The sequence below is a fragment of the Streptomyces cinnamoneus genome (assembly GCF_002939475.1).
In the GTDB taxonomy this organism is placed as follows: domain Bacteria; phylum Actinomycetota; class Actinomycetes; order Streptomycetales; family Streptomycetaceae; genus Streptomyces; species Streptomyces cinnamoneus_A.
On the sequence record NZ_PKFQ01000001.1, the window covers coordinates 4,711,243 to 4,735,798 of the forward strand.

Here is a 24,556-nt window from a genome sequence, read left to right on the forward strand (position 1 = left end):
AGGTCTAGGCCAAGCTGCGGGCACTGGTCTAAACCATTAAAGACCACATTCGGTCCTTGAGGAGAGTGCTGTGAAGCGTGGGCTCATAGCGGCGACGGGTGTCGCGGCCATGTTGGTGAGTGTTGCGGCCTGTGGGTCCAGCGACAGTGACAAGGCGACCGACGCCGGCGGTTCCCGGGGCAAGACCCTGACCGTCTGGTTCATGGATGGCTCGAATCCTGCGGGCTGGACGGACGCGGTCAAGACCGAGTTCGAACAGAAGACCGGGGCGAAGCTGGACATCCAGATCCAGAAGTGGGACGGCATCCAGCAGAAGCTGACCACCGCCCTCTCCGAGTCCACACCCCCGGACGTCATCGAGATCGGCAACACCCAGACCCCGTCCTACGCCGAGACCGGCGGCCTCGCGGAGCTCGACGACCTGAAGAAGGAGATCGGCGGGGACTGGACCGAGTCCCTCAACAAGCCGTCCGTCTTCGAGGGCAAGCAGTACGCCGCCCCCTGGTGGGCGGCCAACCGCGTCGTCGTCTACAACAAGAAGATCTGGGCCGACGCGGGCATCACGGACGTCCCCAGGACCCGGGCCGAGTTCTTCAAGGACCTCGAAGCGATTCAGAGCAAGGGCGAGGCCGAGCCCCTCTACCTCCCGGGCCAGAACTGGTACTTCTTCGACGGCCTGACCATCGGCGCCGGCGCCGACCTGGTGAAGAAGGACGGCAAGAAGTACGTCTCCAACCTCGGCGACCCGAAGGTCGCCAAGGCCATGGAGGTCTACAAGCAGTACCAGTCCTTCAGCAAGGCCCCCAAGGACAAGGACGAGGCCACCCCGCAGCAGGCGGACGTCTTCGCCAAGGGGAAGACCGGCGCGTTCATCGGCATGGGCTGGGAGGCCGACACCGCGGTCAAGGCCAACCCGGAGATCAAGAAGGACATCGGCTACTTCACCGTCCCCGGTGAGAGCGCCGACAAGCCCGAGGGCGTGTTCCTCGGCGGCTCCAACCTCGCCGTCGCCGAGGGCAGCAAGAAGAAGGACCTCGCCAAGGAGTTCCTGAAGATCGCGCTGTCCGACAAGAACGAGGGCGCGCTGGCCAAGGAGGTCGGCTCCATCCCCAACAAGGACGCCCTGCTGGCCCACGTGAAGGGCAACGCCGTCGCCGAGGCCGCCGCGCCCGCCGCCAAGAGCGGCGGCACCACGCCGCTGATCCCCGAATGGGCCAACGTCGAGAACGCGCCCAACCCGATCAAGGCCTACATGACGGCCGTCCTGAACGGCAAGTCCCCCGAGGAAGCCGCCAAGCAGGTCGAGGCCGACATGAACAAGCGCCTCAGCCAGAAGCAGTGACCCGCCGCTTTCCGTACGGGCAGGCCCACGGCGCCGGCCCGTACGGAAACGCGTAGACGCAACACGGTTCGACAGGGGAGAAGGCGGACGACGATGTCAGCGCAGACCGAAGAGGCGACGGCCGCCCCGCCGGCGCCGACGACCGGCAAGGGGGGCGCCCCGCCGCCCCGCCCGGGCCGCACACGGGCCGGACGCGCCGTCCCGTACGTGCTGATCCTCCCCGCCGCCGCCCTCCTCGTGCTGCTGGGCTGGACGATGGTGAAGAACGGCCTGCTGTCGTTCCAGAACCTCAACCGGCGCCAGCTCATCCGGCACGTCACCGAGTGGACGGGCGCAGGCAACTACCGGGACGCCCTCGGCAGCGCGGAGTTCTGGGGCGTCACCGGCCGGTCCGTCGTCTTCACCGCCGCCAACGTCGTCCTGATCATGGTGCTGGGCTGCCTCATCGGCCTGCTGCTCGCCCGGCTCGGCACGAAGACGCGCCTGCTGCTCTCGCTCGGCCTCCTCCTCCCCTGGGCCATGCCCGTCGTCGCCGCGACCACCGTCTTCCAATGGCTGTTCGACCAGCGCTACGGCATCGTCAACCACCTGCTGGACCAGGCCGGCTGGCACTCCATGGCCGGCTACAACTGGACCGGCGACCAGCTGTCGACGTTCTTCGTCATCACCGTGCTGATCGTCTGGCAGTCGATCCCCTTCGTGGCGATCAACCTCTACGCCGCCACGACCACGATCCCCACGGAGCTGTACGAGGCGGCCTCGCTGGACGGCGCGGGCACCTGGAAGCAGTTCACCTCCGTGACCTTCCCCTTCCTGAAGCCCTTCTTCCTCGCCACCACCTTCCTTGAGGTCATCTGGGTCTTCAAGGCGTTCACCCAGGTCTTCGCGATCAACGAGGGCGGCCCCGACCGGCTCACCGAGACGCTGCCCGTCTACGCCTTCACCGAGGGCATCGGCAGCCAGCACTTCGGCATGGGCGCCGCGATCTCCATCCTGACCATCGTGATGCTGCTGGTCCTGACCGCCTACTACCTGCGCCTTGTGCTCAAGCAAGAGGAGGACGAGCTGTGAGGCGTCCCGCCCCGAACCGCACTGTCCCGGGCCGCACCACCCCCAGCCGCACCGCCCCCAGCCGCCGGACCGGAGCCGGCCCGCTGCTCGGTCGCGTCTGGCCGGGGGCGACGGCGGTCGTCCTCTTCGTCGTCTTCGCGTTCCCCGTCTACTGGATGTTCGCCACGGCCCTCAAGCCCACCCCGGACATCGTCAGCGAGACCCCCGTCTGGTTCCCCACCAGCCCCACCTTCGAGCACTTCACCAAGGCCGTGGACGCCGACGGCTTCTGGACGTTCGTCGGCAACTCCCTGACCGTCACCCTGGTCGCCGTCGGGCTCTCGCTCGTCATCGCGCTGCTCGCGTCGTTCGCCGTCGCCCGCATGCGCTTCAAGGGCCGCAAGAGCTTCATCCTGGTCATGATGATGGCCCAGATGGCCCCCTGGGAGGTCATGACCATCGCCTACTACATGATCGTGCGCGACGCGGACATGCTCAACAGCCTGCCGCCCCTCATCGCCATCTACACGGTCATGGTGCTGCCCTTCACCGTCCTGACGCTGCGCGGCTACGTCGCCGCCGTGCCCAAGGAGCTGGAGGAGTCCGCGATGGTCGACGGCTGCACCCGCACCCAGGCGTTCCTCAAGGTGATCTTCCCGTTGCTCGCGCCCGGCCTGATGGCCACGTCGCTGTTCGGATTCATCACCGTCTGGAACGAGTTCCCGATGGTCCTGATCCTCAACAAGGACGCCGGGTCCCAGACCCTGCCCCTCTGGCTCACCGGCTTCCGCACCACCTTCGGCGACGACTGGGGCGCCACCATGGCCGCCTCGTCGCTCTTCGCCGTACCGATCCTCATCCTCTTCGTGATCCTCCAACGCAAGGCGGTCGGCGGCCTCACGTCCGGCGCGGTGAAGGGCTAGGTACTACAGACATGACCGCACCCACGTCCCCCCGCACCCTCACCCGCGACGCCCTCGCCGTGCTCCAGCCCGGCTTCACGGGCACCACCGCGCCCGACTGGCTGCTGCGCCGGCTCGGCGAGGGCCTCGCCTCCGTCGGACTCTTCGGCCGCAACATCGCCTCGCCCGAGCAGCTCGCCGCCCTCACCGAGCGGCTGCGCGCCGAGCGCGGCGACGTGCTCGTGGCCATCGACGAGGAAGGCGGCGACGTCACCCGCCTGGAGGCGCGCACCGGCTCCTCCTTCCCCGGCAACCTCGCCCTCGGCACCGTCGACGACACCGAGCTGACCCGGGCCGTCGCCCACGAGCTCGGCCGCCGCCTCGCCGAGTGCGGCGTCAACCTCAACTGGGCGCCCTCCGGCGACGTCAACTCCGACCCGGACAACCCCGTCATCGGCGTACGGTCCTTCGGCGCCGACCCCACGCTCGTCGCCCGGCACACCGCCGCCTACGTCGACGGCATGCAGTCCGCCGGAGTGGCCGCCTGCACCAAGCACTTCCCCGGCCACGGCGACACCGCCGTCGACTCCCACCACGACATGCCGCGCATCGACGCGGACCTCGCGACGCTGCACGCCCGCGAACTGGTGCCCTTCCGCGCCGCGATCGGAGCCGGCACGAAGGCGGTGATGAGCGCCCACATCCTGCTGCCCGCGCTCGACCCCGCCCTGCCCGCCACCCTCAGCCCGACCGCGCTGCACGGGCTGCTGCGCGCCCCCGTCACCCGGGGCGGCCTCGGCTTCGACGGCCTGATCGTCACCGACGGCATGGAGATGCGGGCGATCTCCGCCACGTACGGGATCGAGCGCGGCAGCGTCATGGCCCTCGCGGCGGGCGCCGACGCGATCTGCGTCGGCGGCGGACTGGCCGACGAGGCCACCGTGCTGCGCCTGCGCGACGCGCTCGTCGCGGCCGTCCGCTCCGGCGACCTGCCGGAGGAACGGCTCGCGGACGCGGCCGCCCGGGTGCGGGCCCTGGCGGACTGGACCACGGGCACGGGCGCGCGGGAGGGGAGCGCGCCCGCCCCCGGAGTGGGCCTCACGGCCGCGCGCCGGGCGCTGCGGGTGACGAGGACGCCGGGGTACGAGCCGCCGGCCGGGCCCGTGTACGTGGCCGCGTTCACCCCCGGCGCGAACATCGCCGTCGGCGACGAGACGCCGTGGGGCGTGGGCGCGGAGCTGGTGCGGCTGCTGCCCGGCACGCGGACGCGGACCTACGGCCCCGAGTCGGCCTGCGCGGACGCGGTCCTGACGGCGGCGGGGGAGCGGCGGATCGTCGCCGTCGTCCGCGACGTCCACCGCCACCCGTGGATGGCACGCGCGCTGGGCGCGCTGCTGGCCGCGCGGCCGGACACGGTCGTCGTGGAGATGGGCCTCAACGAGGCCCCGCCCACGGGCGCGCTGCACATCGCCACACACGGCGCGGCCCGGGTGTGCGGCACGGCCGCGGCGGAGGTCGTGGCGGAGGCCGTGGCGAGTACCTAGGCGGCGGACCCGGGCCGTGCGGGCGGGGGTCACCCCCGGCCGCTCGCCCCCGCCCGCACGGCACCGGCGCTGGCCACCACCACCAGGACGATCGCCAGGCACTGCGGGGCCGACAGCGTCTGCCCCAGCACCAGGAACCCGGCCAGCGCCGCGACCGCCGGGGCCAGGCTCATCAGCACCGCGAAGGTCGCCGCCGACAGGCGGCGCAGGGCCAGCAGCTCCAGCGCGTACGGCACCCCCGAGGACAGCAGCGCCACGGCCGCCCCGAGACCCAGCACGCCCGGTTCGAGCAGCGTGCCGCCCGCGGAGCCGATCCCCAGCGGCAGGCTCACCAGCGCGGCCACGCCCATCGCCACGGCCAGCCCGTCCAGCCGCGGGAAGCGGGCCCCCGCCCGGGAGTTGAAGACGATGTACGCCGCCCACATCACGCCCGCCCCCAGCGCGAACCCGGCGCCCGCCGGGTTGAGCCGGTCGAAGCCCTCCTGCCCGAGCAGGAAGACGCCCGCGAGCGCCAGCCCCGCCCACACCAGGCTCACCGCCCGGCGCGCGGCGACGACGGACAGCAGGAGCGGGCCGAGGACCTCCAAGGTGACCGCCGGGCCCAGCGGGATCCGGTCGATCGCCTGGTAGAAGAGGATGTTCATCCCGCCGAGCGCGAGCCCGAACGCCCCGGCGACGGCCCAGTCCGAACGGCTGTGGCCCCGCAGCCGAGGCCGGCAGAAGGCCAGCAGCAGCACGGCCGCGATCGTCACCCGCAGCGCGACCACACCGAGGGCGCCCGCGCGCGGGAAGAGCAACGCGGCGACGGCGGAGCCGAACTGCACCGAGACGGTACCGGCCAGCACCAGCCCGATGCCGCCGAGACTGCCGACGCCGGCGGGCGCCGGCGCCGCACGGACACCGCCGGCTGTCGGGGTGCCGGGAGCCGCAGTGGAGGTCATTTTTGTCATGTCCTCACGCTAAAGATCTCGCCCGCTCCCCGTGAAATGCTTGCTGGCCCGCCGTTATGCTTTTGAGGCATGACCATGGAGCTGCGCCATCTGCGGGCCTTCCTCGCCATCGCCGAGGAGGGCACGATCACGCGCGCCGCGGCCCGGCTGCACACCGGGCAGCCCGCCCTCTCCCGGACGCTCCGCCAACTCGAGGACCACCTGGGCGTACGCCTGGTCGACCGTTCCACCCACCACCTGGAACTGACGGCGGCGGGCCGCGCGTTCCACGACAAGGCCGCCGCCGCGCTGGCCGCCGTGGACACGGCCCTCGACCCCCGCTCCCTGACGACCCTGCCGCTGCGCCTCGGACACCCCTGGGCCGCGCTCGGGCCCCACACCATCCCGCTGCTGCGCCGCTGGGACGAGGAGCACCCGGACGTGCCGCTGGAGCTGCGCCGCGTCGACGACCGCACGGCCGGACTCACCCGGGGCACGGTCGACGTCGCGCTGCTGCGCGGCGACGTGACGGCACCGGGACTGGTCACGCGGCTGCTCCTGGAGGAGGAACGGGTCGCGGTGGTGCCCGCGGGCAGCGCCCTCGCCGACCGCGACGCCCTCACGCTGGCGGACCTCGCGGCGTGGCCGATCGCCTTGAACACGGTGGCGGGCACCACGACGCTGGACCTCTGGCCCGCCACGGCGCGCCCGGCGGCGACGATCCAGGTCACCAACACGGACGAGTGGCTGACGGCCATCGCCGCGGGCCGGGCCGCGGGCATCACGACCTCGGCGACGCCGGGCCTGCACAAACACCCCGCGATCGCCTACCGCCCCCTGACCGACGCCCCACCGGTGCCGTTGCTCCTGGCCTGGCGCCCCGGCCCGCCGGCCCACCCGTCGATTCCGGAGTTGGTCCGGCTGGCGCGGGAGGTGGTGGCGGCGGCCTGACGCACACGCGGCTGCTGCGCCTCCCCGCCGAGGCGTAACTTCGGGGCATGGCGAACGAGCACCTGGGCGATCGCGTAGGCAGGCTCCGCAGAATGGCCGACCTTACGCAGGAAGAACTGGCCGGACGTTCCGGCGTGTCAGTCGACGTCGTGCGCAAACTTGAGCAGCGGCGCAAGAACTCGGCCCGCCTGCCCACGCTTCACGCCCTCGCCAAGGGGCTGGGAGTGGAGGTCACGACCCTGGTGGGCGACCCGCCGGGCGTGCCGTCCAACGGTGCGGCGGAGCCACCCGCGCTGGTGTCCTTGCGGCGGGCCATCATGCCGCCCCTCTTCGAGCCCCCACCCGAGCCGCGGGGAGTGGAGGAGCTGTCGTTGCCGTTGCTGCGGGCCGAGATCGAGGACGCCTGGACGCTCTATCACGCGGCTGACTTCGGCCGGGTCATGGAGACGCTGCCGGGCATCATCGCCGACGCGCGCCTGGCGGCCGCAGTCGGCAGTGACGAACAACGGGCGGCCGGGCAAGGCGCCTTGGCCAAGGCCCTCCAGCTGGGCGGCCATCTGTCCATCCGGCTGGGGAAGACGGATCTCGCCCTGTCGAGCCTCGAACGGGCCATGGCGGCGGCGGAGGCGTCGGCAGACCCGCTTCTGCCTGCCATGATCTGCAACTCTGTGGCATGGGCGTATCAACGCCAGAACCGCCTCGACGACGCGGGGCACCTTGCCGTACACGCCGCCGACGGCGTCGAGCGCGGCCATGTCCACAATGCCGAAGGCGTACGGGTCTGGGGCGGACTGCTGATGTCGGCCGCCACGAGCACCGCCCGCTCCGGGGACTACGACACCGCGAACGACATGATGCGGATCGCGGAGCAGGGCGCAGGGCGCCTGGCGTCCATGCCCGCCCCGGCCAACGGGAAGTTGCTGAGCATCTTCAGCAAGTCCTCGGTGCGCATCGAGCGGGTACGGCTGGCCGTCCAGCACGCCCGCCCGGAGGAAGCCCTCGACCTGGCCAGGGGAATGCGTCTGAGCAAGGACACCCCGCCGTCGTGGCGGACGTGGCTCCTCCTGGACGTCGCCCGTGCGTACACGGACATCGGTGACGCGGAGAACGCCGTCAAGGCTCTGGAGAAGCTCCACCGCGAGGCCAGGGCCTGGATGCGGCATCACACGCTCGCCGTGGCGACGGTCAACGACCTCTGGTCCCGGCCGGCCCGGCCACCGGGCTTGCGGAAGCTGGCGGAGTTCCTGGGCATCGCGGATTAGCGTCGCGGAAGTAGGACGTTCCGTCCCTGGGGCGGCAGTCGTCATGACGGCACCCTCGTGCCATGGCGACGACCAGCAAGCAGCAGGCTCAGGAGACCACGGGCCGTTCCGGGCCTCGCTGCCCCGCGTGTTGGGGAATCAGAAGACGGCACGCGCAGGCCCTGGAGAGCGACGATCTGCACACGGCGGTCGCCATGACCGTGGCGATGGGCCGCCACCTGCGGGCCGCGCACTCGTGACCGACCTCGCTGCGCAGAGGCGCTGCCCCCATCCTGAAGCCGCATGGTCGACAGATGAGGGTGTGCGGACCTGCGAGAGGTGCGGAGTGCGCCGCTTCGTGGACTACAGGGCCGTGGGACTGGCCGTCGACCTGCCCGAAGCACTGACGCGCCACGGTGTCACGGTCGTCGGAGCGGGCATCGGCGCGTTCTGTGTGAACGGAGCATCCATGGGGCAAGGTAGTGGTCCGCGCTCCGAGGCGGCTGATCCCGCTTCTCAGGGAGGTGCTTGATGGCGCAGAGCTTGAGCAGCTTTGCCGACCTGATCGGGTCCGCCGACGGCTCGGCAGTGCACTTGGAGATGCGCGACGCGTATGCCGTGGACGGCGAGGCCGACGGTTTTGCGGCGTGGAAGGCGGGCCATCGCCTCGATCCGTCGGATCGCCGGTCCTGGTGGCGCCCCTGGCTCGACCTGGTGCAGGAGGTCACTGGCAAGGGCGTGACGATGCGTCGTGCCCGGATCGTGTTCGAGCCTGTGAGCGAGTACATCCGGTTCGAGCACTCGGGGACGTTCACGAACGTCGCAGCCGGTGAGGAGGTTCGCTGGCTGCCCCGGAGGAACGCGTCGGACATCGCGCTCCCGGGCAATGACTTCTGGCTCTTCGACGGCCGGATCGTGCAGTTCAACGTCTTCGACGGCGACGGCCGATGGGTTCACACCGACCAGACAGAGGATCCAGCAACCGTCAGACTCTGCGTCTCGGCCTTTGAAGCGGTGTGGGAGCGCGGTATCCCGCACGAGAAGTACGCCCTCTGACAAGAACCAGCCGGCCAGTTCATGCCCTCGTCGGCCTGCTCCAGCGCCCAGGCGGGACGCGGGGCCCTCGCCGCTCGCCTGGACAAGGCCCAGGCCGGAACCAGCCCCACCTGAGCCGGGCCACCACGGCCCCGTTCGTACGCGGCGCGCGAGCGGGCCCGACAGTCGTCCCAGACGGTCAACTCGTATGGCTGGACGATCCGGACACCGTCATCAATCGCGCACAATCGTTCAACTTGCCATGAACCGAGCCCAAGTTCACCAGTGCGCCCTACGGTGGCCCATATCAAGCGACCCCCGCGCAGGATTGGCGCCTGCATCGGGGGTCTACAGCCACCAGGAGAACAGGCCCTCCCAGGGATGCACCGAAATGTTAGCGCCCCCGCGCGCTTCTTCTCTCAGGTACCGAACGAAATCATCCGCCATCCGCGGCTGTCGCCGGACGCGAAGTGTCTGCTGCTCTGGCAGCTCTCCCTCCCCGGCGACCTCGACCAGCCCTTCTACACCACCGCCCAGCGCGCCGGCATCAAGAAGACCGCCTTCACCCGCGCCAAGCGCCAGCTGATCGCCGAGGGCTACTTCCACGACTGGCGGCGGCAAGGCCCCGACGGGCGGTGGGCCACCGAACAGCTCATCTCCAATGTGCCGCTCACTCGCGAAGAAGCCGCAGCCGTCCGTGACGGCAAGCAGCCGCCGGGTGCCGCCGATCCGGCCCCCGGTGAACCGTCGCGCCGGGCCGTCGGCCGTTCCCCTGAGAAGACCGAGGGGAACACCTCCCACCCTCCCCTCCCACCGGCCGAGGAAGCTGACGAGGTTGACGAGGCCGGGCAGGCCGAGGGCGAGGAACCGGCGCGCGGCGCCCACACCGAGCGCGGTGCCCGCCTTCTCGCCGCCCTGGTCCGTACCGACCGGCGCCTCCGGCTCGGCGGTGGTGACGTGCGGCAGCTCGCACCGCTCGCGGGGGAGTGGCTCCTGCGCGGCGTCACACCGCACGACCTGCACGAGGCGCTGACCTCCGGGCTGCCCGACCGGCTGCGCTCGCCCGCCGGAATCCTGCGGGACCGGCTCACGCGCAAGATGCCCGAGCCCCCGGCTCACGGCCCGGCCCCCGAGGGCGTACCCCGCCCCCGCCCCCTGCGGGCCTGCGCGGGCCGCTGCGGGCGGGTCATCCGGCCGCTCGGGGACGAGACGCACTGCCGCGACTGCCGTACGCAGGGGGCCGTGGACCGGGAAGGCGGCGCCGTCGCCGCCACCCGGCGCGGCGTGGCCGCGGTGCAGGCCGCCATGCTGGGCGCCGCCTGCCTGCCCTGAGCCGGCAGCCGGTCACCGGCGGGTTGCCGCCGTCCGCCACCCGGCGCGGCACGGGAGCGGTGCGGGTCCTGCCCTGAGTCAGGAGCCCGCTACAGCCCCTGCCACACCGGCTTGTTCGCGTACGTGTGCCGGAAGTAGTCCGCCAGGCGCAGCTTCGACGCCGCGGCCTCGTCGACCACGACCGTCGCGTGCGGGTGCAGCTGGAGCGCGGAGGCGGGGACCACCGAGGCGACCGGGCCCTCGACGCTCGCCGCGACGGCGTCGGCCTTGCCCTCGCCCGTGGCCAGCAGCACCAGGTGGCGGGCCTCCAGGATCGTGCCGATGCCCTGGGTGATGACGTGGTGGGGCACCTGCTCGATGTCGCCGTCGAAGAAGCGCGCGTTGTCGACGCGGGTCTGCTCCGTCAGCGTCTTGATGCGGGTGCGGGAGGCGAGCGAGGAGCAGGGCTCGTTGAAGCCGATGTGCCCGTCCGTGCCGATCCCCAGCAGCTGGAGGTCCACCCCGCCCGCCTCGGCCAGCACGCGGTCGTACGCCTCGCAGGCGGCCTGGACGTCCTCGGCGGTGCCGTCCGGGCCCATGAAGGACGCCTCGGTCAGACCGAGGGGCTCGACGACCTGGCGGAGCACCGTGGAGCGGTACGACTCGGGGTGGTCGGCGGGCAGGCCGACGTACTCGTCGAGCTGGCAGACGCGGGCCCGCGAGGCGTCCACGTCACCGGTGCGCACCTTCGCGGACAGGGCCTCGTAGACGGGCAGCGGAGTGGAGCCCGTGGCCACGCCGAGCAGGGCGTCGGGCTTGCGGCGCAGCAGAGCGGCCATGGCCTCGGCGATCAGCTCGCCGCCTGCCTTGGCGTCCGGGACGATGACAACTTCCACGCTGGGCCTGCCGATCTGGAGAGGGGTGTGGTATAGACCAATTTAGCAGAACGGACCCCGGCGGAACGGGCCCCGGAAACGACTGCGGGCCGCGGCGCTGGCGGGACCCTCAACCCGACCGGCACCGCAGCCCGAGCGACATCGGCGACGACCGTCGGCCGCGGGGTGTGCGGGCCCCACGGCCCGGCCGGGCCGACGGAGGCCGCCACGCCGTCAGGGGCGTGCGGCCTCGTCCCGCCCCCCTGTGCGGAGGAGGCGGAAACTTTGCCTTTCCATTGTGGACTAGACCATTCGCCGGTGTCCATGCCCCTTCACCCGCAGGTGGAAAAACCCGGGCCCGGCGCCCGCGGGTAGGCTCGGGGCCGTGCCCTCCATGAACGACCTCGTACGCCAGCACACCGCCCTCGACGACTCCGACCTGGAGTGGCTGCACCTGCTGGTCTCGGAGTGGCAGCTGCTCTCCGACCTGTCCTTCGCCGACCTGGTCCTGTGGGTGCCCACGCTCGACGGCACCCGCTACGTGTCCGTCGCCCAGATGCGGCCCAACACCGGACCCACCTCCTACCAGAACGACATGGTCGGCCATCTCGTGCCGCGCGGCCGCCGCCCCATGCTCGACGCCGCCCTCGACGAGGGGCGGATCGTGCGCGAGGGAGACCCGGAGTGGCGCGAGGAGGTGCCGGTGCGGGTCGAGTCCATCCCGGTCCGCCGGGACGGCCGGGTCCTCGGGGTCATCGCGCGGAACACCAACCTGCTGACCGTGCGCACGCCCAGCCGGCTGGAGCTGACCTACCTCCAGAGCGCCTCCGACCTCGCCCAGATGATCGCGGCCGGCGCCTTCCCCTTCCCGGGACAACAAGTCGACATGGACGCCTCGCCCCGCGCCGGCGACGGACTGATCCGGCTCGACGCCGACGGCATCGTGCAGTACGCGAGCCCCAACGCGCTGTCCGCCTACCACCGGCTCGGCCTCGCCGCCGACCTCGTCGGGCACCACCTGGGGGAGACCACCGCACGGCTGGCCCCCTCGCGCGGCCCGGTCGACGAGGGACTGGCCAAGCTCGCCAGCGGATGGGCGCCGCGGGAGTTCGAGGTCGAGGCCAACGACGGGGTCATCCACCTGAGGGCCATCCCGCTCAAACCGAAGGGCAGCCACATCGGTTCGCTCGTACTGTTGCGCGACGTGACCGAACTGCGACGCCGCGAACGCGAGTTGATCACCAAGGACGCCACCATCCGGGAGATCCACCACCGGGTGAAGAACAACCTCCAGACCGTGGCCGCCCTGCTGCGCCTCCAGGCCCGCCGGATCGGCTCCCCCGAGGGCCGCGAGGCGCTGGAGGAGGCGGTCCGCCGTGTCGGTTCCATCGCGATCGTCCACGAGACGCTGTCGCAGAACCTTGACGAGCGGGTGGAGTTCGACGAGATCGCCGACCGGGTGCTGGCCATGGTCGCCGAGATCTCCCCGGGCCGGGTCGCCGCGCGCCGTACGGGCCGCTTCGGCGTGCTCGACGCGGAGGTCGCCACTCCGCTGGCCATGGTGCTGACCGAGCTGCTCCAGAACGCCCTCGAACACGGCTTCGGTCCGGGGGAGCAGGGCACCGTCGAGGTGACCGCCGTGCGCGGCGGCTCCCGCAAGGACGCCCGGCTGCTGATCTCGGTGCAGGACGACGGCCGCGGTCTGCCCGAGGGCTTCGACCCCCAGCGCGCCGGCAATCTGGGACTCCAGATCGTACGGACCCTGGTGGAAGGGGAGTTGGGCGGAAAGTTCGACATGGTGCCCGCTTCCGGGCAGGGGACGCGCGTCGTGCTCGACATTCCCGTACGGGCCGAGAAGCCGTAGCCGGGAAGCCGCGGTCGGGAAGTCGCGGTCGGGAAGTCGTAGGCCCGACGCGAAGGGGCCCGTGCCCCGGGTCCCGCCACCCGGCCGCGTCGCACAGCACTGAGCCCCGGACCTCAGATGAGAGGTCCGGGGCTCAAAGCTTCATATGTGCATAGCGCACTGTGGGGGGTGCTGCGCGCTGCGGCTCGGGGGCCGAAGGGTGGATCAGGCGGTGGCGTTACGCGCCCGGTTGCGAGCGGCGCGGCGCTTCATCGCGCGGCGCTCGTCCTCGCTGAGGCCACCCCAGACGCCGGAGTCCTGGCCGGACTCGAGCGCCCACTGCAGGCACTGCTCCATCACGGGGCAGCGGCGGCAGACGGCCTTGGCTTCCTCGATCTGCAGCAGCGCAGGACCGGTGTTGCCGATGGGGAAGAACAGCTCGGGGTCTTCCTCGCGGCAAACGGCGTTGTGACGCCAGTCCATGGCTGCTCCATCTCCTCGTGTTACGGCTACGTGGCTTGTGAATGTGAACGCTTTCACGAATCCCCCCGCAACGGAAGGGCCGACGCCCAGGCATGAGACTGGTGCGGTCCAGGAAGATAGGTGAGGGGGTTCGGGCTCTTCGGGGAAGCCTTGATGGCGGGCTGTCCCGATCGCCATGAAGAGACTCGCAAACCTCGGCGGCGGATACAACCCCTTCCGGAAAGTTTTTTTTGATTCCTCGGTGTCGGCTAGGTCACAGCCGTCATTCCAGGGGGTGGAACCCAGTCTAAACGTTCGAGTGAAAGGACTTTAGGCCCTGGCACTCACACAATCACACGCAGTGCACGGCGTACGCCTGTGAACGTCACGCTGGTACGCAGTCCGAGGTGGTCGCCGTCCATCTGAAACGGCAGGGGGGCCTGCGAATGCAAGGTGAAAGAGGTCTGGTCATGCAGTGACACAGCGTGGCGACCCTCGGGACCGCGCTCCGGCGTCGAGGTCAGCAACTGCGTGGCGTGACGGCTCGCCGTCAGCGTCGACAGCTTGGTGAATCCCAGCACGTCAAGGGCGGTGTCGAAGGACGCCTTGGGCAGCGCGTACATGGGCCGGTTGCCGAAGTACGTCCACGGCGCGGTGTTGCAGATTATCGACATGACGAGATTCTCGAGTGGCTCCTCGCCGGGCCGTTCGAGCGTGATCGTGCCATGCCGGCGGTTCGGCTCGCCGAAGAACTGCCGCATCACCTGTCGCACATACAGGGAGTGGGTCGAACGCTTGCCGCGCTCCCGCTGTTGCTCCACCCGGCCTACGACTCCCGCGTCGAAGCCGTACCCGGCGCAGAAGGTGAACCAGCGCGCCGGAACCGCCTCGTCCTCCGTGCCCGGCGTGCCGGACGCGAGGCCCAGGCCCACGGTGCGCTCGGAACCCTCGCGCAGCGCGTCCAGCAGGGCGCCGGTCGCCTCGATCGCGTCGTTGGGCAGACCAAGGGCACGGGCGAAGACGTTCGTGGAGCCGCCGGGGACCACCGCCAGCCGCGGCAGGCCCTCCGGGTCGGGGCCGCCGTGGAGGAGGCCGTTGACGACCTCGTTGACCGTGCCGTCGCCACCGAGGGCGACCACGAGCTCTATGTTCCCGCTCTCTGCGGCCCTGCGGGCGAGATCGCGGGCGTGGCCCCGGTACTCCGTCGTGGCGACGTCCAGCTTGAGGTCACTGGCGAGCGCGTGCGCCAGGACATCGCGGGTACGGGCACTGGTGGTGGTGGCCGAAGGATTGACCACGAGAAGCGCACGCATGCGCGCCAGCCTACCTACCTGTCGGTACACACCCCATCCCAGGCCCTGGCTCATGGCCGAAAGCCGAGCGGGCGTCGCCCCCGTCCGGCACGTCCGTACGGCTACCCTGCTGGGGTGAGCAGCAAGCAGTCCTCGTCGAAAACCGCCCGGAAGAGCACCGGTGGGGCCCCTGCCGCGGCGTCCGCCGAGCCCGCCGGCCCCCGCCCGGCCCGGTTGAGCGCGGCCGCGGCCCTGAATGGCCTGGAAGGCGTGGTGCTGGCCGGCTGGGGGATCTACCTGCTCGTCATGGGCCTGCTGGGCCGGCCGGACAGCCCCCAGCAGGCGGAGACGGGCGGACTGACCGTGCTCGCCCTCGCCGCGCTGCCGCTGCTGGCGGCGCGCGGCCTGTGGCTGCGCCGCCGCTGGAGCCGCGGGCCCGCGCTGGCCACCCAGATCATGGCGCTGCCGGTGGCCTGGATGTTCTTCAACGGCGGCGGCGCGCTGATCGCCGCGGCCGTGGCGCTGGCGCTCGTCGCCGTGGCCACCCTGGCGCTGCTGGTGAACCCCACGGCGACCGAGGCGCTCGGCATCGGCCCGCGCGAGTCCTGACCGCGGGCCCGGCCGCCCGGCCCTCGCGGTCCCCATGGTCCGGCGCCCCGGGCCGCCGGCTCACTCCTCGATCAGCAGGCGCTCCCGGAGCTGGGCGAGCGTACGGGCCAGCAGCCGGGAGACGTGCATCTGCGAGATGCCGACCTCCTGGGCGATCTGCGACTGCGTCATGTTGCCGAAGAACCGCAGCAGCAAGATCTTCTTCTCGCGCGGCGGCAGGTCCTCCAGCAGCGGCTTGAGCGACTCGCGGTACTCCACGCCCTCCAGCGCCTCGTCCTCAGCGCCGAGGGTGTCCGCGACCGCCGGGGACTCGTCGTCCGTGTCGGGCACGTCCAGCGAGAGCGTGCTGTAGGCGTTGGCGGACTCCAGTCCCTCCAGCACCTCCTCCTCCGAGATCCCCAGGTGCTCGGCCAGCTCGTGGACCGTGGGGGCCCGGCCGTGCCGCTGGGACAGCTCGGCCGTCGCCGTGGTCAGCGCCAGCCTCAGCTCCTGGAGCCGGCGCGGCACCCGCACCGCCCAGCCCTTGTCACGGAAGTGCCGCTTGATCTCGCCGACGACCGTGGGCGTGGCGTACGTGGAGAACTCCACCCCGCGGTCCGGGTCGAAGCGGTCCACCGACTTGATCAGACCGATCGTGGCGACCTGGGTCAGGTCGTCGAGCGGCTCGCCGCGGTTGCGGAACCGCCGCGCCAGGTGTTCCACCAGGGGCAGATGCATCCGCACGAGGTTGTTGCGCAGCTCGGCCCGCTCCGCCGAGCCGTCCGGAAGCGCCCGCAGCTCGACGAACAGGGCCCGCGCACCGCTGCGGTCGTGTGGATCGGAGTGTGCGTGCCGCTGCCGGTGCCGGTGCTGATCCATGTGGTCCGCCCGCTCTGGTGGGTCGCTCGCCCGGTCCACTTCCGGGCTCGCCTGATCCGGTGCAGGCTCCGCCGGATGCGGCCGGGCAGGCTGCTGCGGGATGGCCGGGGTACGCACTCCCCGCGATGAAGCAGTACTCACGGAGCCCCCTCTTCCGTCACGGCTGCCCGGGGCCGGCGCCGCGCTTCTTGTGCAGACTGATGCTGACCGTACGGTCGTCCGCGACGTCGGAGTCGACCTCGCCGGCCAGCGCGGAGAGCACCGTCCAGGCGAAGGTGTCGCGCTCGGGCGCGCGGCCGTCCGTGGTGGGTGCCGAGACGGTCACCCGCAGCGCGTCCCCGACCAGGCGGAACACGCAGCTGAGAACGGAACCGGGAACGGCTTGCTGGAGCAGGATCGCGCACGCCTCGTCGACGGCGATGCGCAGGTCCTCGATCTCGTCGAGGGTGAAGTCCAGGCGGGCCGCGAGGCCGGCTGTCGCCGTCCGCAGCACCGACAGGTAGGCACCGGCAGCGGGCAGCCGGACTTCCACGAAGTCCTGGGTCGTCCCAGGCTCGCCTGCGATGGGGGACACCCTCACCTCCAAGGTGGCACAAGCTTCTTGAGCTGTCGGAGCGCCGGTCCCGCGGCCTTCGGACGAAGGGTGACACGGGTGGTGCGGCACATGGTCCGGCTGAGACGCTATCGCGATCTGCGGTTCAGCGCCGCAGCCCCACGACTGTCACTCATGGTAAACCCATGCGTACGGACAGTCGCTAGGGTCTTGCGGTCTCAAATCGAAAGAGAAGTCGGCCTGTTGGGATTTTCGTCACTCTGCGCGAGCGCCGCAAGACTGTGGAGCGATTCCCCTGAGAGTCGTCGCACGGTCCACTCGTCCATCGCCTCCGCGCCGAGGGACTTGTAGAAGGCGATCGACGGCGTGTTCCAGTCCAGCACTGACCATTCGAAACGCTCGTAGCCGCGGTCCACGCAGATCCGCGCCAGCGCCGCCAGGAGCGCCTTGCCGTGGCCGCCGCCGCGCGCCTGCGGCCGGACGTAGAGGTCCTCCAGGTAGACACCGTGCGTGCCCGTCCACGTGGAGAAGTTGCGGAACCACAGCGCGAAGCCCACGACCTCGCCGCCACTGCCCGTGTCCCCCTCCGCGCCTCCGTCACTCTCCGCTATCAGCGCGAAGACCGCGGCGTCCGGCCCGAAGAGCGCGTCGCGCAGCTGCTCCTCGGTCGCCCGCGCCTCGTCCAGCGCCCGTTCGTACTCCGCCAGTTCGCGGATCATCGTGTGGATGACGGGGACGTCGGCGGGCGTGGCTGATCGGATCATGCCTGCATGCTAGCTGGCACCCGCTCAGACGATGCCCTTGTCCACGTAGCACCACCGCCAGCTCTGCCCCGGCTCGAAGGTGCGCATCACCGCGTGGCCCGTCTCCTCGAAGTGCGCCGTCGCGTGCCGGTACGCCGAGGAGTCGCAGCAGCCCACGTGACCGCACTCCAGACACAGCCGCAGCTGCACCGGATGGCTGCCCCTCGCCTCGCACTCCGGACAACCGGCGCTCAGCGGACCCGGCTCGGGGCGCGGCAACCCGGCGACGTGAGAACACTCGATCATGATTACCAGGTTAGAGCGCGTGAGCGCCGGGCGTGCGCGTGCGCATGCCGGGTGCGTGGACGCCGGGGGCGCGGACGCGGACGAACGGAGACGAGGGGGACCCATGGACGTGATGCCACTGCTGATCCTGGTGGCGGGCGGCGCCGCCATCGCGGGCCTCGCCCGCCGCACGCCCGTGCCGGCACCCCTGCTCCTGGTCGCCGCCGGACTCCTGGCCTCGTACGTGCCGGGCGTCCCCGACTACACCCTCGACCCCGACGTCGTCCTGCCGCTGCTGCTGCCACCCCTCCTGCACACCGCCGCCCTCGACAGCTCCTACCTCGACCTGCGGGCCAACATGCGGCCGGTCGCCCTGCTGTCCATCGGCTACGTCCTCTTCGCGACCCTCACCGTCGGATACGTCGCCTCCCGCGTCGTCCCCGGCCTGCCGGACGCCGCGGCCCTCGTCCTCGGCGCGGTCGTCGCCCCGCCCGACGCCGTCGCCGCCACCGCCATCGCCCGCCGCCTGGGGCTGCCTTCACGGATCACCACCATCCTCCAGGGCGAGTCCCTGGTGAACGACGCGACCGCCATCACCGCCTACCGGGTCGCCCTCGCCGCCGCCGTCGGCGCGGGCGCGACCTGGGCCGAGGGCATCCGCGCCTTCGCCGTCGCGTCCCTCGGCGGCATCGGCGTCGGCCTCGTCCTCATGGTGCCGATCCACTGGCTGCGCAAACACCTGCGCGAGCCGCTGCTCCAGAACACCCTCTCCCTCCTCATCCCCTTCGTCGCCTACGCCGCCGCCGAACAGGTCCACGCCTCCGGCGTGCTCGCCGTCGTGGTCGTCGCGCTGTACCTCGGGCACCGGTCGTGGCAGGTCGACTTCGCCACCCGGCTCCAGGAAGCGGCCGTCTGGAAGATGGTCGCCTTCATCCTGGAATCCGCCGTCTTCGCCCTGATCGGCCTCCAACTGCGCGTGGTGCTGCGCGACCTCGGGACGTACGGGCTGGGGGAGGCCGCCTGGTACGCCGTCGCGCTCTTCGTCGCCGTCGTCGCCGCGCGCTTCCTCTGGGTCTTCCCCGCCACGTTCCTGCCGCGCGCCCTGTCCGCACGGATCCGCGAGCGCGAACCCGACACGAACTGGAAGGCCCCCGTCGTGGTCGGCTGGGCGGGCATGCGGGGCGTCGTCTCGCTCGCCATCGCCTTCTCCATCCCCGTCGCCACGCGCGACGGCGCGCCCTTCCCTGCCCGCAACCTGATCCTCTTCCTCACCTTCACCACCGTCATCGGCACGCTGGTGGTGCAGGGCCTCACGCTGCCCCCGCTCATCCGGCGGCTGCGGCTGCCCGAACGCGACACCGGCGCCGACACGCTCGCGGAGGCCCAGGCCCAGAGCGAGGCGTCCGCCGCCGCCGAGGCCCGCCTGGAGGAACTCCTCGCCGACGAGCGCAACACCCTGCCGCAACCGCTCGCGGACCGGCTGCGAGCCGTGCTGGAACGGCGCCGCAACGCGGTGTGGGAACGACTGGGGGCGGTCGACGAACGCACGGGGGAGTCGGTGGACGACACCTACCGGCGGCTGGCCCGCGAGGTGATCGAGGCGGAGCGGGAGGTGTTCGTGGCGCTGCGGGACGCGCGGCGCATCGACGACGAGATGCTCAGGACGCTGTTGCGGCGGCTGGACCTGGAGGAGGCGGCGGCGTACCGGGAGGAGGGCGCCGGGGGGTGACGTGTGTGGGGGCGGGGTGCCGGTGCCGGTGCCGGGCTGAGTGCGTCGGTCCGTGCGTGGCCGGGGCGGGGCGGACGGGCCCTTCTGGGGCTGCACTCTTTGCGGCTACTGGTTCCGTGTCCATCGTGCCCCGCACTCCCGCAAAGAGTGTTTTACGCCCCTGCCAGGGCCCATCCGCCCCGCCCCGGCCCCTCACGTCCACATCCCCTCCCGGGCCGCACCGCATCCGCCGTGTGCGGGTGACCTGGTGGGTGGGTGGCACACATCTGGGCTGGGGGATGGGGGAATGGCCGGGCACCCTTGGGCCGACTTATCGTGCCGTCCCCGTGATGACGGCGACCACGCTCGTGCCCGGGGTGAACGCGCCCTCCTCTGCCAGCGTCGTCAGCCCGTACAGCATCTTCGCCACGTACAGGCGTTCCAGCGGCAGGCCGTGGCGCTCCTCGAAGTCGTCCGCGAACGCGTCCAGCCCGGGTGTGCGCTTCGCGTAGCCGCCGCCGTGGAAGCGCTCGTCCAGCATCCAGTCCCCGCGTCTCCCCCCGAAGGCCTCCCGCTGGAGGCGGAGCACTTCCTCCTCCAGGAAGCCGCCCTTCAACACCGGGAAGCCGATGGCCCGCTGTCCCCTCCCCAGGCCCGCGGCCAGGCCCGCCAGGGTGCCGCCCGTGCCGCAGGCCACGCCCACCACGTCCGCGACGTCCCGCAGTTCCCGTCCCAGCGCCTCGCAGCCCCGCGCCGCCGCGGCGTTGCTGCCTCCCTCCGGGATGACGAAGGCGCCGGGTGGCGCCACCGCCGCCAGCACCTCCGGGTCCGTCTTGCGGCGGTAGGTCGCGCGATCCACGAACCGCAGGCGCATTCCGTCCGCCGCGCAGCGGGCCAGCGAAGGGTTCAGCGGGCGGGCCGCCAGTTCCTCGCCCCGCACGACGCCGGTCGTCTCGAAGCCCAACAGCCGGCCCGCCGCCGCCGTCGCCCGCAGGTGGTTCGAGTACGCGCCCCCGAAGGTGAGCAGCGAGCGGGTGCCCGACGCGGCAGCGGCGCGCAGGTTCGGCTCCAGCTTGCGCCACTTGTTGCCCGGCAGGTCGGGGTGTATCAGGTCGTCCCGTTTGAGCAGCAGCCGCAGACCGCGTCGCGCGAAGCGCGGGTCCGCCACCTCGACGAGGGGCGACGGCAGCAGCGGCCGCAACGCGGCGGGGTCCGCCGTACCGGGGGGATTGTCGCTGGTCACACCGTCCATTTTGTACTCTTGCCCGGCCAGCAACGAAGCTAGGAAAGCGCAGCACTGCAGTGGACTACCAGGCCGTACTCGAAGAGGTCGCCGCCTTCGCGCAGCCGCTGGTCGGTCGCGGGCAGGTCGCCGACTACATTCCGGCCCTGGCCGAGGTGGACACCGGCCACTTCGGCATGGCCGTCGCGGACGTCGACGGCGGGGTGTACGGCGTGGGCGACTGGGAGCGGCCCTTCTCCGTGCAGTCCATCTCCAAGGCCTTCAGCCTCGCGCTGGTGCTGGCGGAGGGCGGCGACAAGATCTGGGAACGGGTGGGCACCGAGCCGTCCGGCAACCCCTTCAACTCGCTGGTCCAGCTGGAGTACGAGCACGGCATCCCGCGTAATCCGTTCATCAACGCCGGCGCGCTGGTCGTGACCGACCGCCTCCAGACGCTGACCGGTGACGCCAGCACCACGATGCTGGAGTTCCTGCGGGCCGAGAGCGGGAACCCGGACGTCTCCTTCGACGCGACCGTCGCCAAGTCGGAGTCCGAGCACGGCGACCGCAACGCCGCCCTGGCCCACTTCATGGCCAGCTACGGCAATCTCGACAACCCCGTGTCCACGGTCCTGGAGCACTACTTCTGGCAGTGCTCCATCGAGATGAGCTGCCGTGACCTGGCCCTCGCGGCCGGCTTCCTGGCCCGGCACGGGCTCCGCGCCGACGGCACGCGGCTGCTGCCGCGGCGGGAGGCGAAGCAGGTCAACGCCGTCATGCTGACCTGTGGGACGTACGACGCCGCGGGCGACTTCGCCTACCGCGTGGGGCTCCCCGGCAAGAGCGGCGTGGGCGGCGGCATCGTCGCCGTCATACCGGGCCGCTGCACCCTGTGCGTGTGGAGCCCGGGCCTGGACGCCCGCGGCAACTCCGTGGCCGGCGTCGCCGCCCTGGACCACTTCACCTCACTGACCGGATGGTCTGTCTTCTGAGGCAGTACGCCTTCGGGGGCGGTACGGCCTTCCCGGATGGACGGTGCCTTCTCGGATGGACGGGTGCCTTCCCGGACGGACGGCGGGAGGGGCCGGGGTGGGACGGGCCCTGGCAGGGGGCGTAAAGCACTCTTTGCGGGAGTGCGGGGCACGAGCACACGGGAACCAGTAGCCGCAAAGAGTGCAGCCCCCAGAAGGGCCCGTCCCACCCCGGCCCCGCCCCAGCCCACCGGACCCCAGCCCACCGGACCCCAGCCCACCGGACTCCCATCCCAGCCCACCGCCCGAGCCCCCTCACGGGGCAACGGCGACGCCCTCAGGGGCAGCGGATGACCTGGCCCGCGTACGACAGGTTGCCGCCGAAACCGAACAGCAGCACCGGCGCGCCCGTCTCCACCCGCCCCGAGGCCACGAGCTTCGACAGCGCCAGCGGGATGCTCGCCGCCGACGTGTTGCCGGACTCCGTCACGTCGCTGGCCACGATCGCGTTCACCGCCCCCAGCCTCCGCGCCACCGGTTCGATGATGCGGAGGTTCGCCTGGTGCAGGACCACCGCCGCCAGCTCCTCGGGCGCGACCCCCGCCCGTTCGCACACCTGGCGGGCGATCGGCGGCAGCTGCGTCGTGGCCCAGCGGTAGACGGACTGGCCCTCCTGCGCGAAGCGCGAGGGCGTGCCCTCGATGCGGACGGCGTGGCTCATCTGCGGGACCGAGCCCCACACGACAGGCCCGATGCCGGGCTCGTCGGACGCGGTGACCACGGCCGCCCCGGCGCCGTCGCCGACGAGGACGCAGGTGGTGCGGTCGGTCCAGTCGGTGACGGCCGTGAACTTCTCCACGCCGATGACCAGCGCGTTGCGCGCCGACCCGGCGCGGATGGCGTGGTCGGCGGAGGCCAGGGCGTGGGTGAAGCCGGCGCAGACGACGTTGACGTCCATGACGGCCGGCGAGGCGAGGCCCAGGGCGGCTGCGACGCGTGCGGCCGTGTTGGGGCTGCGGTCGACCGCGGTGCAGGTGGCGACGAGGACGAGGTCGATCTCGGCGGGCGGCAGGCCGCTGCCCGCGAGGGCCTTGGCCGCGGCCTCGGTGGCCATGGAGGCCACCGTCTCGTCGGGCGCGGCGATCCGGCGGGTGCGGATGCCCACCCGTGAGCGGATCCACTCGTCGCTGGTGTCGACCATGGTGGCCAGTTCGTCGTTGGTGAGCACCCTGGCTGGCTGGTAGTGGCCGAGGGCCAGTACACGAGACCCGGTCATCGGCGGTTCCTCCTGCGCGGCGCGTGACGTGGCTCTCTCAGTCTTGACGCTGTGCTGCCGCCGGGCGGGTGCGTGATCCGCCAATCTTCGGCCGGGATAACTGGCGCAATCGGCAGGGGCCCGGCCGCGCCCGGCGGCCGGGCCCCCGAGGGGCGAGGAAGTGGATCAGCGCAGCGACAGCGCCGTGCGGATCGTGGTGAACAGCTCGGTCTGGTCGGTGACGCCGAGGACGCGCTGGGACTGCGGGCCCTGGGCGGCGATGCGGACCTGGGTGCCGGTGTGCTCCTGCGCCTGGCCCGGCGTGTTGGTGGAGTAGTTGACCTTCAGCTGCCGGCCCTCGTTGGTGACCAGGGTCGAGGAGAGGCCGGGCGGGGTGGCCTCCAGCGGGACGATCTGGCTGGTGTGGCCGTGGTCGGCGGTGGTGACGACCAGGGTGTCGGGGTGCTTCGCGGCGTAGTCGCGGGCGACCTTGACGGCGCGGTCGAAGGCGGCGGTCTCGCCGATCTGGCCGCACGGGTCGGCGGCGTGGTCGCGCTTGTCGATGGACGCCCCCTCGATCTGGAGGAAGAAGCCGTTCTTCTTGGCCTTGGGGGTGTCCAGCAGGTCCAGGGCCTTGCGGGCCTGGTCCTCCAGGGCGGGGGTGCCGGCCTTACGGTCGGGGTTGGCGGTCACGCAGCGCTGGGCGGCGGTGCCGCCGACGGCCGCGGCCTTGCCGGTCCACTCGACGGGGACGTTGCCGTCGGCGAAGAGGCCGAGGACGGGCTTGCCGGAGCGGGCGGTGGTCAGGCCCTTGTTGTCGGTGACGACCTGGTAGCCGAGCTTCTGGGCCTGCTGGGTGACGGTCATGCCCCGGTACGGGCCTTCGGTGATCTTCTGGTCGAAGCGGGCCTTGCCGCCGCCCAGGAGCACGTCCACCTTGTGGTTCACGCTCTGCTCGGCGATGGAGCCGGGGCCGCCCTTGGCGATCGTGTCGTTCGGGCACGCCTTCATGTCGGCCGGGCCCGCGCAGCTGCGGTCGGTGGCGTGCGAGGCCAGGACGGCGGGGGTGGCGTCGGTGAGTTCGGCGGTGGTGACGCTGCCGGTGGCGAGGCCGTTGCGCTGGGCCAGCTCCAGGATCGTGGTCATGGGCTTGTCGGTGCCGGGCGTCTTGGATATCCGGCCGTTGACGGTCTTGTGGCCGGTCGCCCAGCCGGTGCCGCTGGCGGCGGAGTCGGTGACGTAGTCCGGCTTGCCGTCCTTGTCGACGGAGTACGTCGTGTAGGAGCCGGTCATGGGGAACTTGTCCATGTTCAGGCGGCCGGCCGCGCCCACGGTGTAGTCGCGGGCCAGGGTGATCTCCGAGTCGCCCATGCCGTCACCGATGAGCAGGATGACGTTCTTGGCCTTCTTCGGGCCGTGGCTCGAGACGTCCGACTGGCCGCCGTGCTCGGACGCGGCGGCCGCGGCGGGCACCGCGATGCCGGCGACGAGCAGTGCGGCGGCGCCCCAGGCGAGACGGCGGTACGGACGAGAACCCATGGTCATTCCTCCTAGCTGGGCCGGTGCGAAGTGCCC

25 protein-coding genes are annotated in these 24,556 nt (G+C 71.6%); 14 read left to right on the plus strand and 11 right to left on the minus strand.

Features of this window, described 5'->3' with window-relative positions; all coding sequences use genetic code 11:
- Window positions 1–70 precede the first annotated feature (70 nt).
- The 4 genes from CYQ11_RS21220 (at window position 71) to CYQ11_RS21235 (ending at window position 4,838) form a co-directional block, all read left to right on the plus strand.
- Window positions 71–1,342: an extracellular solute-binding protein gene (locus CYQ11_RS21220; RefSeq protein ID WP_099201249.1), complete on the plus strand. Its 1,272-nt coding sequence runs from the start codon at window positions 71–73 to the stop codon at window positions 1,340–1,342.
- 93 nt (window positions 1,343–1,435) lie between these two features.
- Complete coding sequence (locus CYQ11_RS21225) at window positions 1,436–2,413, plus strand: carbohydrate ABC transporter permease (RefSeq protein WP_099201248.1); 978 nt, start codon at window positions 1,436–1,438, stop codon at window positions 2,411–2,413.
- An 83-nt stretch (window positions 2,414–2,496) separates the two neighbouring features.
- Window positions 2,497–3,315, plus strand: coding sequence for a carbohydrate ABC transporter permease (locus CYQ11_RS21230; protein WP_099201662.1), 819 nt, complete (start codon window positions 2,497–2,499; stop codon window positions 3,313–3,315).
- A gap of 11 nt (window positions 3,316–3,326) precedes the next feature.
- On the plus strand, window positions 3,327–4,838 hold the full coding sequence (locus tag CYQ11_RS21235; RefSeq protein ID WP_099201247.1) for a glycoside hydrolase family 3 protein: 1,512 nt from the start codon (window positions 3,327–3,329) through the stop codon (window positions 4,836–4,838).
- Window positions 4,839–4,867: 29 nt separating this feature from the next.
- On the opposite strand, the gene CYQ11_RS21240 is transcribed toward CYQ11_RS21235, so the two are convergent.
- Window positions 4,868–5,779: an EamA family transporter gene (locus CYQ11_RS21240; protein ID WP_099201246.1), complete on the minus strand. Its 912-nt coding sequence runs from the start codon at window positions 5,777–5,779 to the stop codon at window positions 4,868–4,870.
- A gap of 78 nt (window positions 5,780–5,857) precedes the next feature.
- On the opposite strand from CYQ11_RS21240, the gene CYQ11_RS21245 reads away from it, so the two are divergent.
- From CYQ11_RS21245 to CYQ11_RS21260, 6 genes are all read left to right on the plus strand, one after another.
- Window positions 5,858–6,718, plus strand: coding sequence for a LysR family transcriptional regulator (locus CYQ11_RS21245; RefSeq protein ID WP_099201245.1), 861 nt, complete (start codon window positions 5,858–5,860; stop codon window positions 6,716–6,718).
- A gap of 47 nt (window positions 6,719–6,765) precedes the next feature.
- A complete protein-coding gene (locus CYQ11_RS21250; protein ID WP_099201244.1) occupies window positions 6,766–7,980 on the plus strand; it encodes a helix-turn-helix domain-containing protein in 1,215 nt (404 codons plus the stop codon).
- Window positions 7,981–8,042: 62 nt separating this feature from the next.
- A complete protein-coding gene (locus tag CYQ11_RS29680; protein ID WP_181143732.1) occupies window positions 8,043–8,219 on the plus strand; it encodes a hypothetical protein in 177 nt (58 codons plus the stop codon).
- The gene (locus tag CYQ11_RS30910; protein WP_398779873.1) at window positions 8,216–8,491 is read left to right on the plus strand and encodes a DUF6255 family natural product biosynthesis protein; all 276 of its coding nucleotides are present in this window, start codon (window positions 8,216–8,218) and stop codon (window positions 8,489–8,491) included. The genes CYQ11_RS29680 and CYQ11_RS30910 overlap by 4 nt, the downstream gene beginning before the upstream one ends.
- Entirely contained in the window at window positions 8,491–9,015 is a 525-nt protein-coding gene (locus CYQ11_RS21255) for a DUF6879 family protein (RefSeq protein ID WP_099201243.1), read from the plus strand. The genes CYQ11_RS30910 and CYQ11_RS21255 overlap by 1 nt, the downstream gene beginning before the upstream one ends.
- Before the next feature lie 360 nt (window positions 9,016–9,375).
- Complete coding sequence (locus CYQ11_RS21260) at window positions 9,376–10,326, plus strand: hypothetical protein (protein WP_099201242.1); 951 nt, start codon at window positions 9,376–9,378, stop codon at window positions 10,324–10,326.
- An 89-nt stretch (window positions 10,327–10,415) separates the two neighbouring features.
- On the opposite strand, the gene nagB is transcribed toward CYQ11_RS21260, so the two are convergent.
- Window positions 10,416–11,201 (minus strand): glucosamine-6-phosphate deaminase, encoded by a 786-nt coding sequence (gene nagB, locus CYQ11_RS21265; RefSeq protein ID WP_099201241.1) that lies wholly within the window; start codon window positions 11,199–11,201, stop codon window positions 10,416–10,418.
- A 373-nt stretch (window positions 11,202–11,574) separates the two neighbouring features.
- Between nagB and CYQ11_RS21270 the strand changes: the two genes are divergently transcribed.
- Entirely contained in the window at window positions 11,575–13,044 is a 1,470-nt protein-coding gene (locus CYQ11_RS21270) for a sensor histidine kinase (protein ID WP_099201240.1), read from the plus strand.
- A gap of 204 nt (window positions 13,045–13,248) precedes the next feature.
- Here the strand turns inward: CYQ11_RS21270 and CYQ11_RS21275 are convergent, their stop codons facing one another.
- Together CYQ11_RS21275 and CYQ11_RS21280 are read right to left on the minus strand one after the other, a co-directional pair.
- On the minus strand, window positions 13,249–13,506 hold the full coding sequence (locus CYQ11_RS21275; RefSeq protein WP_004937597.1) for a WhiB family transcriptional regulator: 258 nt from the start codon (window positions 13,504–13,506) through the stop codon (window positions 13,249–13,251).
- A gap of 323 nt (window positions 13,507–13,829) precedes the next feature.
- Entirely contained in the window at window positions 13,830–14,798 is a 969-nt protein-coding gene (locus tag CYQ11_RS21280) for a diacylglycerol/lipid kinase family protein (RefSeq protein WP_099201239.1), read from the minus strand.
- A gap of 114 nt (window positions 14,799–14,912) precedes the next feature.
- Between CYQ11_RS21280 and CYQ11_RS21285 the strand changes: the two genes are divergently transcribed.
- Window positions 14,913–15,386: a hypothetical protein gene (locus CYQ11_RS21285; RefSeq protein ID WP_099201238.1), complete on the plus strand. Its 474-nt coding sequence runs from the start codon at window positions 14,913–14,915 to the stop codon at window positions 15,384–15,386.
- A 60-nt stretch (window positions 15,387–15,446) separates the two neighbouring features.
- Here CYQ11_RS21285 and CYQ11_RS21290 read toward each other — a convergent pair whose 3' ends face one another.
- The 4 genes from CYQ11_RS21290 to CYQ11_RS21305 all read right to left on the minus strand — a co-directional run bounded on the left by CYQ11_RS21290 (window position 15,447) and on the right by CYQ11_RS21305 (window position 17,846).
- A complete protein-coding gene (locus CYQ11_RS21290; RefSeq protein ID WP_398779876.1) occupies window positions 15,447–16,385 on the minus strand; it encodes an RNA polymerase sigma factor SigF in 939 nt (312 codons plus the stop codon).
- A 16-nt stretch (window positions 16,386–16,401) separates the two neighbouring features.
- The gene (locus CYQ11_RS21295; RefSeq protein ID WP_099201236.1) at window positions 16,402–16,818 is read right to left on the minus strand and encodes an ATP-binding protein; all 417 of its coding nucleotides are present in this window, start codon (window positions 16,816–16,818) and stop codon (window positions 16,402–16,404) included.
- 197 nt (window positions 16,819–17,015) lie between these two features.
- Complete coding sequence (locus CYQ11_RS21300; protein WP_099201235.1) at window positions 17,016–17,561, minus strand: GNAT family N-acetyltransferase; 546 nt, start codon at window positions 17,559–17,561, stop codon at window positions 17,016–17,018.
- A gap of 24 nt (window positions 17,562–17,585) precedes the next feature.
- Window positions 17,586–17,846: a UBP-type zinc finger domain-containing protein gene (locus CYQ11_RS21305; RefSeq protein ID WP_099201234.1), complete on the minus strand. Its 261-nt coding sequence runs from the start codon at window positions 17,844–17,846 to the stop codon at window positions 17,586–17,588.
- 103 nt (window positions 17,847–17,949) lie between these two features.
- Between CYQ11_RS21305 and CYQ11_RS21310 the strand changes: the two genes are divergently transcribed.
- Complete coding sequence (locus CYQ11_RS21310) at window positions 17,950–19,554, plus strand: Na+/H+ antiporter (RefSeq protein WP_099201233.1); 1,605 nt, start codon at window positions 17,950–17,952, stop codon at window positions 19,552–19,554.
- Between the two features lie 310 nt (window positions 19,555–19,864).
- Here the strand turns inward: CYQ11_RS21310 and CYQ11_RS21315 are convergent, their stop codons facing one another.
- A complete protein-coding gene (locus tag CYQ11_RS21315; protein ID WP_099201232.1) occupies window positions 19,865–20,785 on the minus strand; it encodes a 1-aminocyclopropane-1-carboxylate deaminase/D-cysteine desulfhydrase in 921 nt (306 codons plus the stop codon).
- A 50-nt stretch (window positions 20,786–20,835) separates the two neighbouring features.
- On the opposite strand from CYQ11_RS21315, the gene CYQ11_RS21320 reads away from it, so the two are divergent.
- Window positions 20,836–21,747, plus strand: coding sequence for a glutaminase (locus tag CYQ11_RS21320; RefSeq protein WP_099201231.1), 912 nt, complete (start codon window positions 20,836–20,838; stop codon window positions 21,745–21,747).
- A gap of 316 nt (window positions 21,748–22,063) precedes the next feature.
- Here CYQ11_RS21320 and CYQ11_RS21325 read toward each other — a convergent pair whose 3' ends face one another.
- The gene (locus tag CYQ11_RS21325; protein WP_099201230.1) at window positions 22,064–23,002 is read right to left on the minus strand and encodes a beta-ketoacyl-ACP synthase III; all 939 of its coding nucleotides are present in this window, start codon (window positions 23,000–23,002) and stop codon (window positions 22,064–22,066) included.
- 165 nt (window positions 23,003–23,167) lie between these two features.
- The gene (locus CYQ11_RS21330) at window positions 23,168–24,520 is read right to left on the minus strand and encodes an alkaline phosphatase (RefSeq protein WP_099201229.1); all 1,353 of its coding nucleotides are present in this window, start codon (window positions 24,518–24,520) and stop codon (window positions 23,168–23,170) included.
- Window positions 24,521–24,556: the final 36 nt, after the last annotated feature.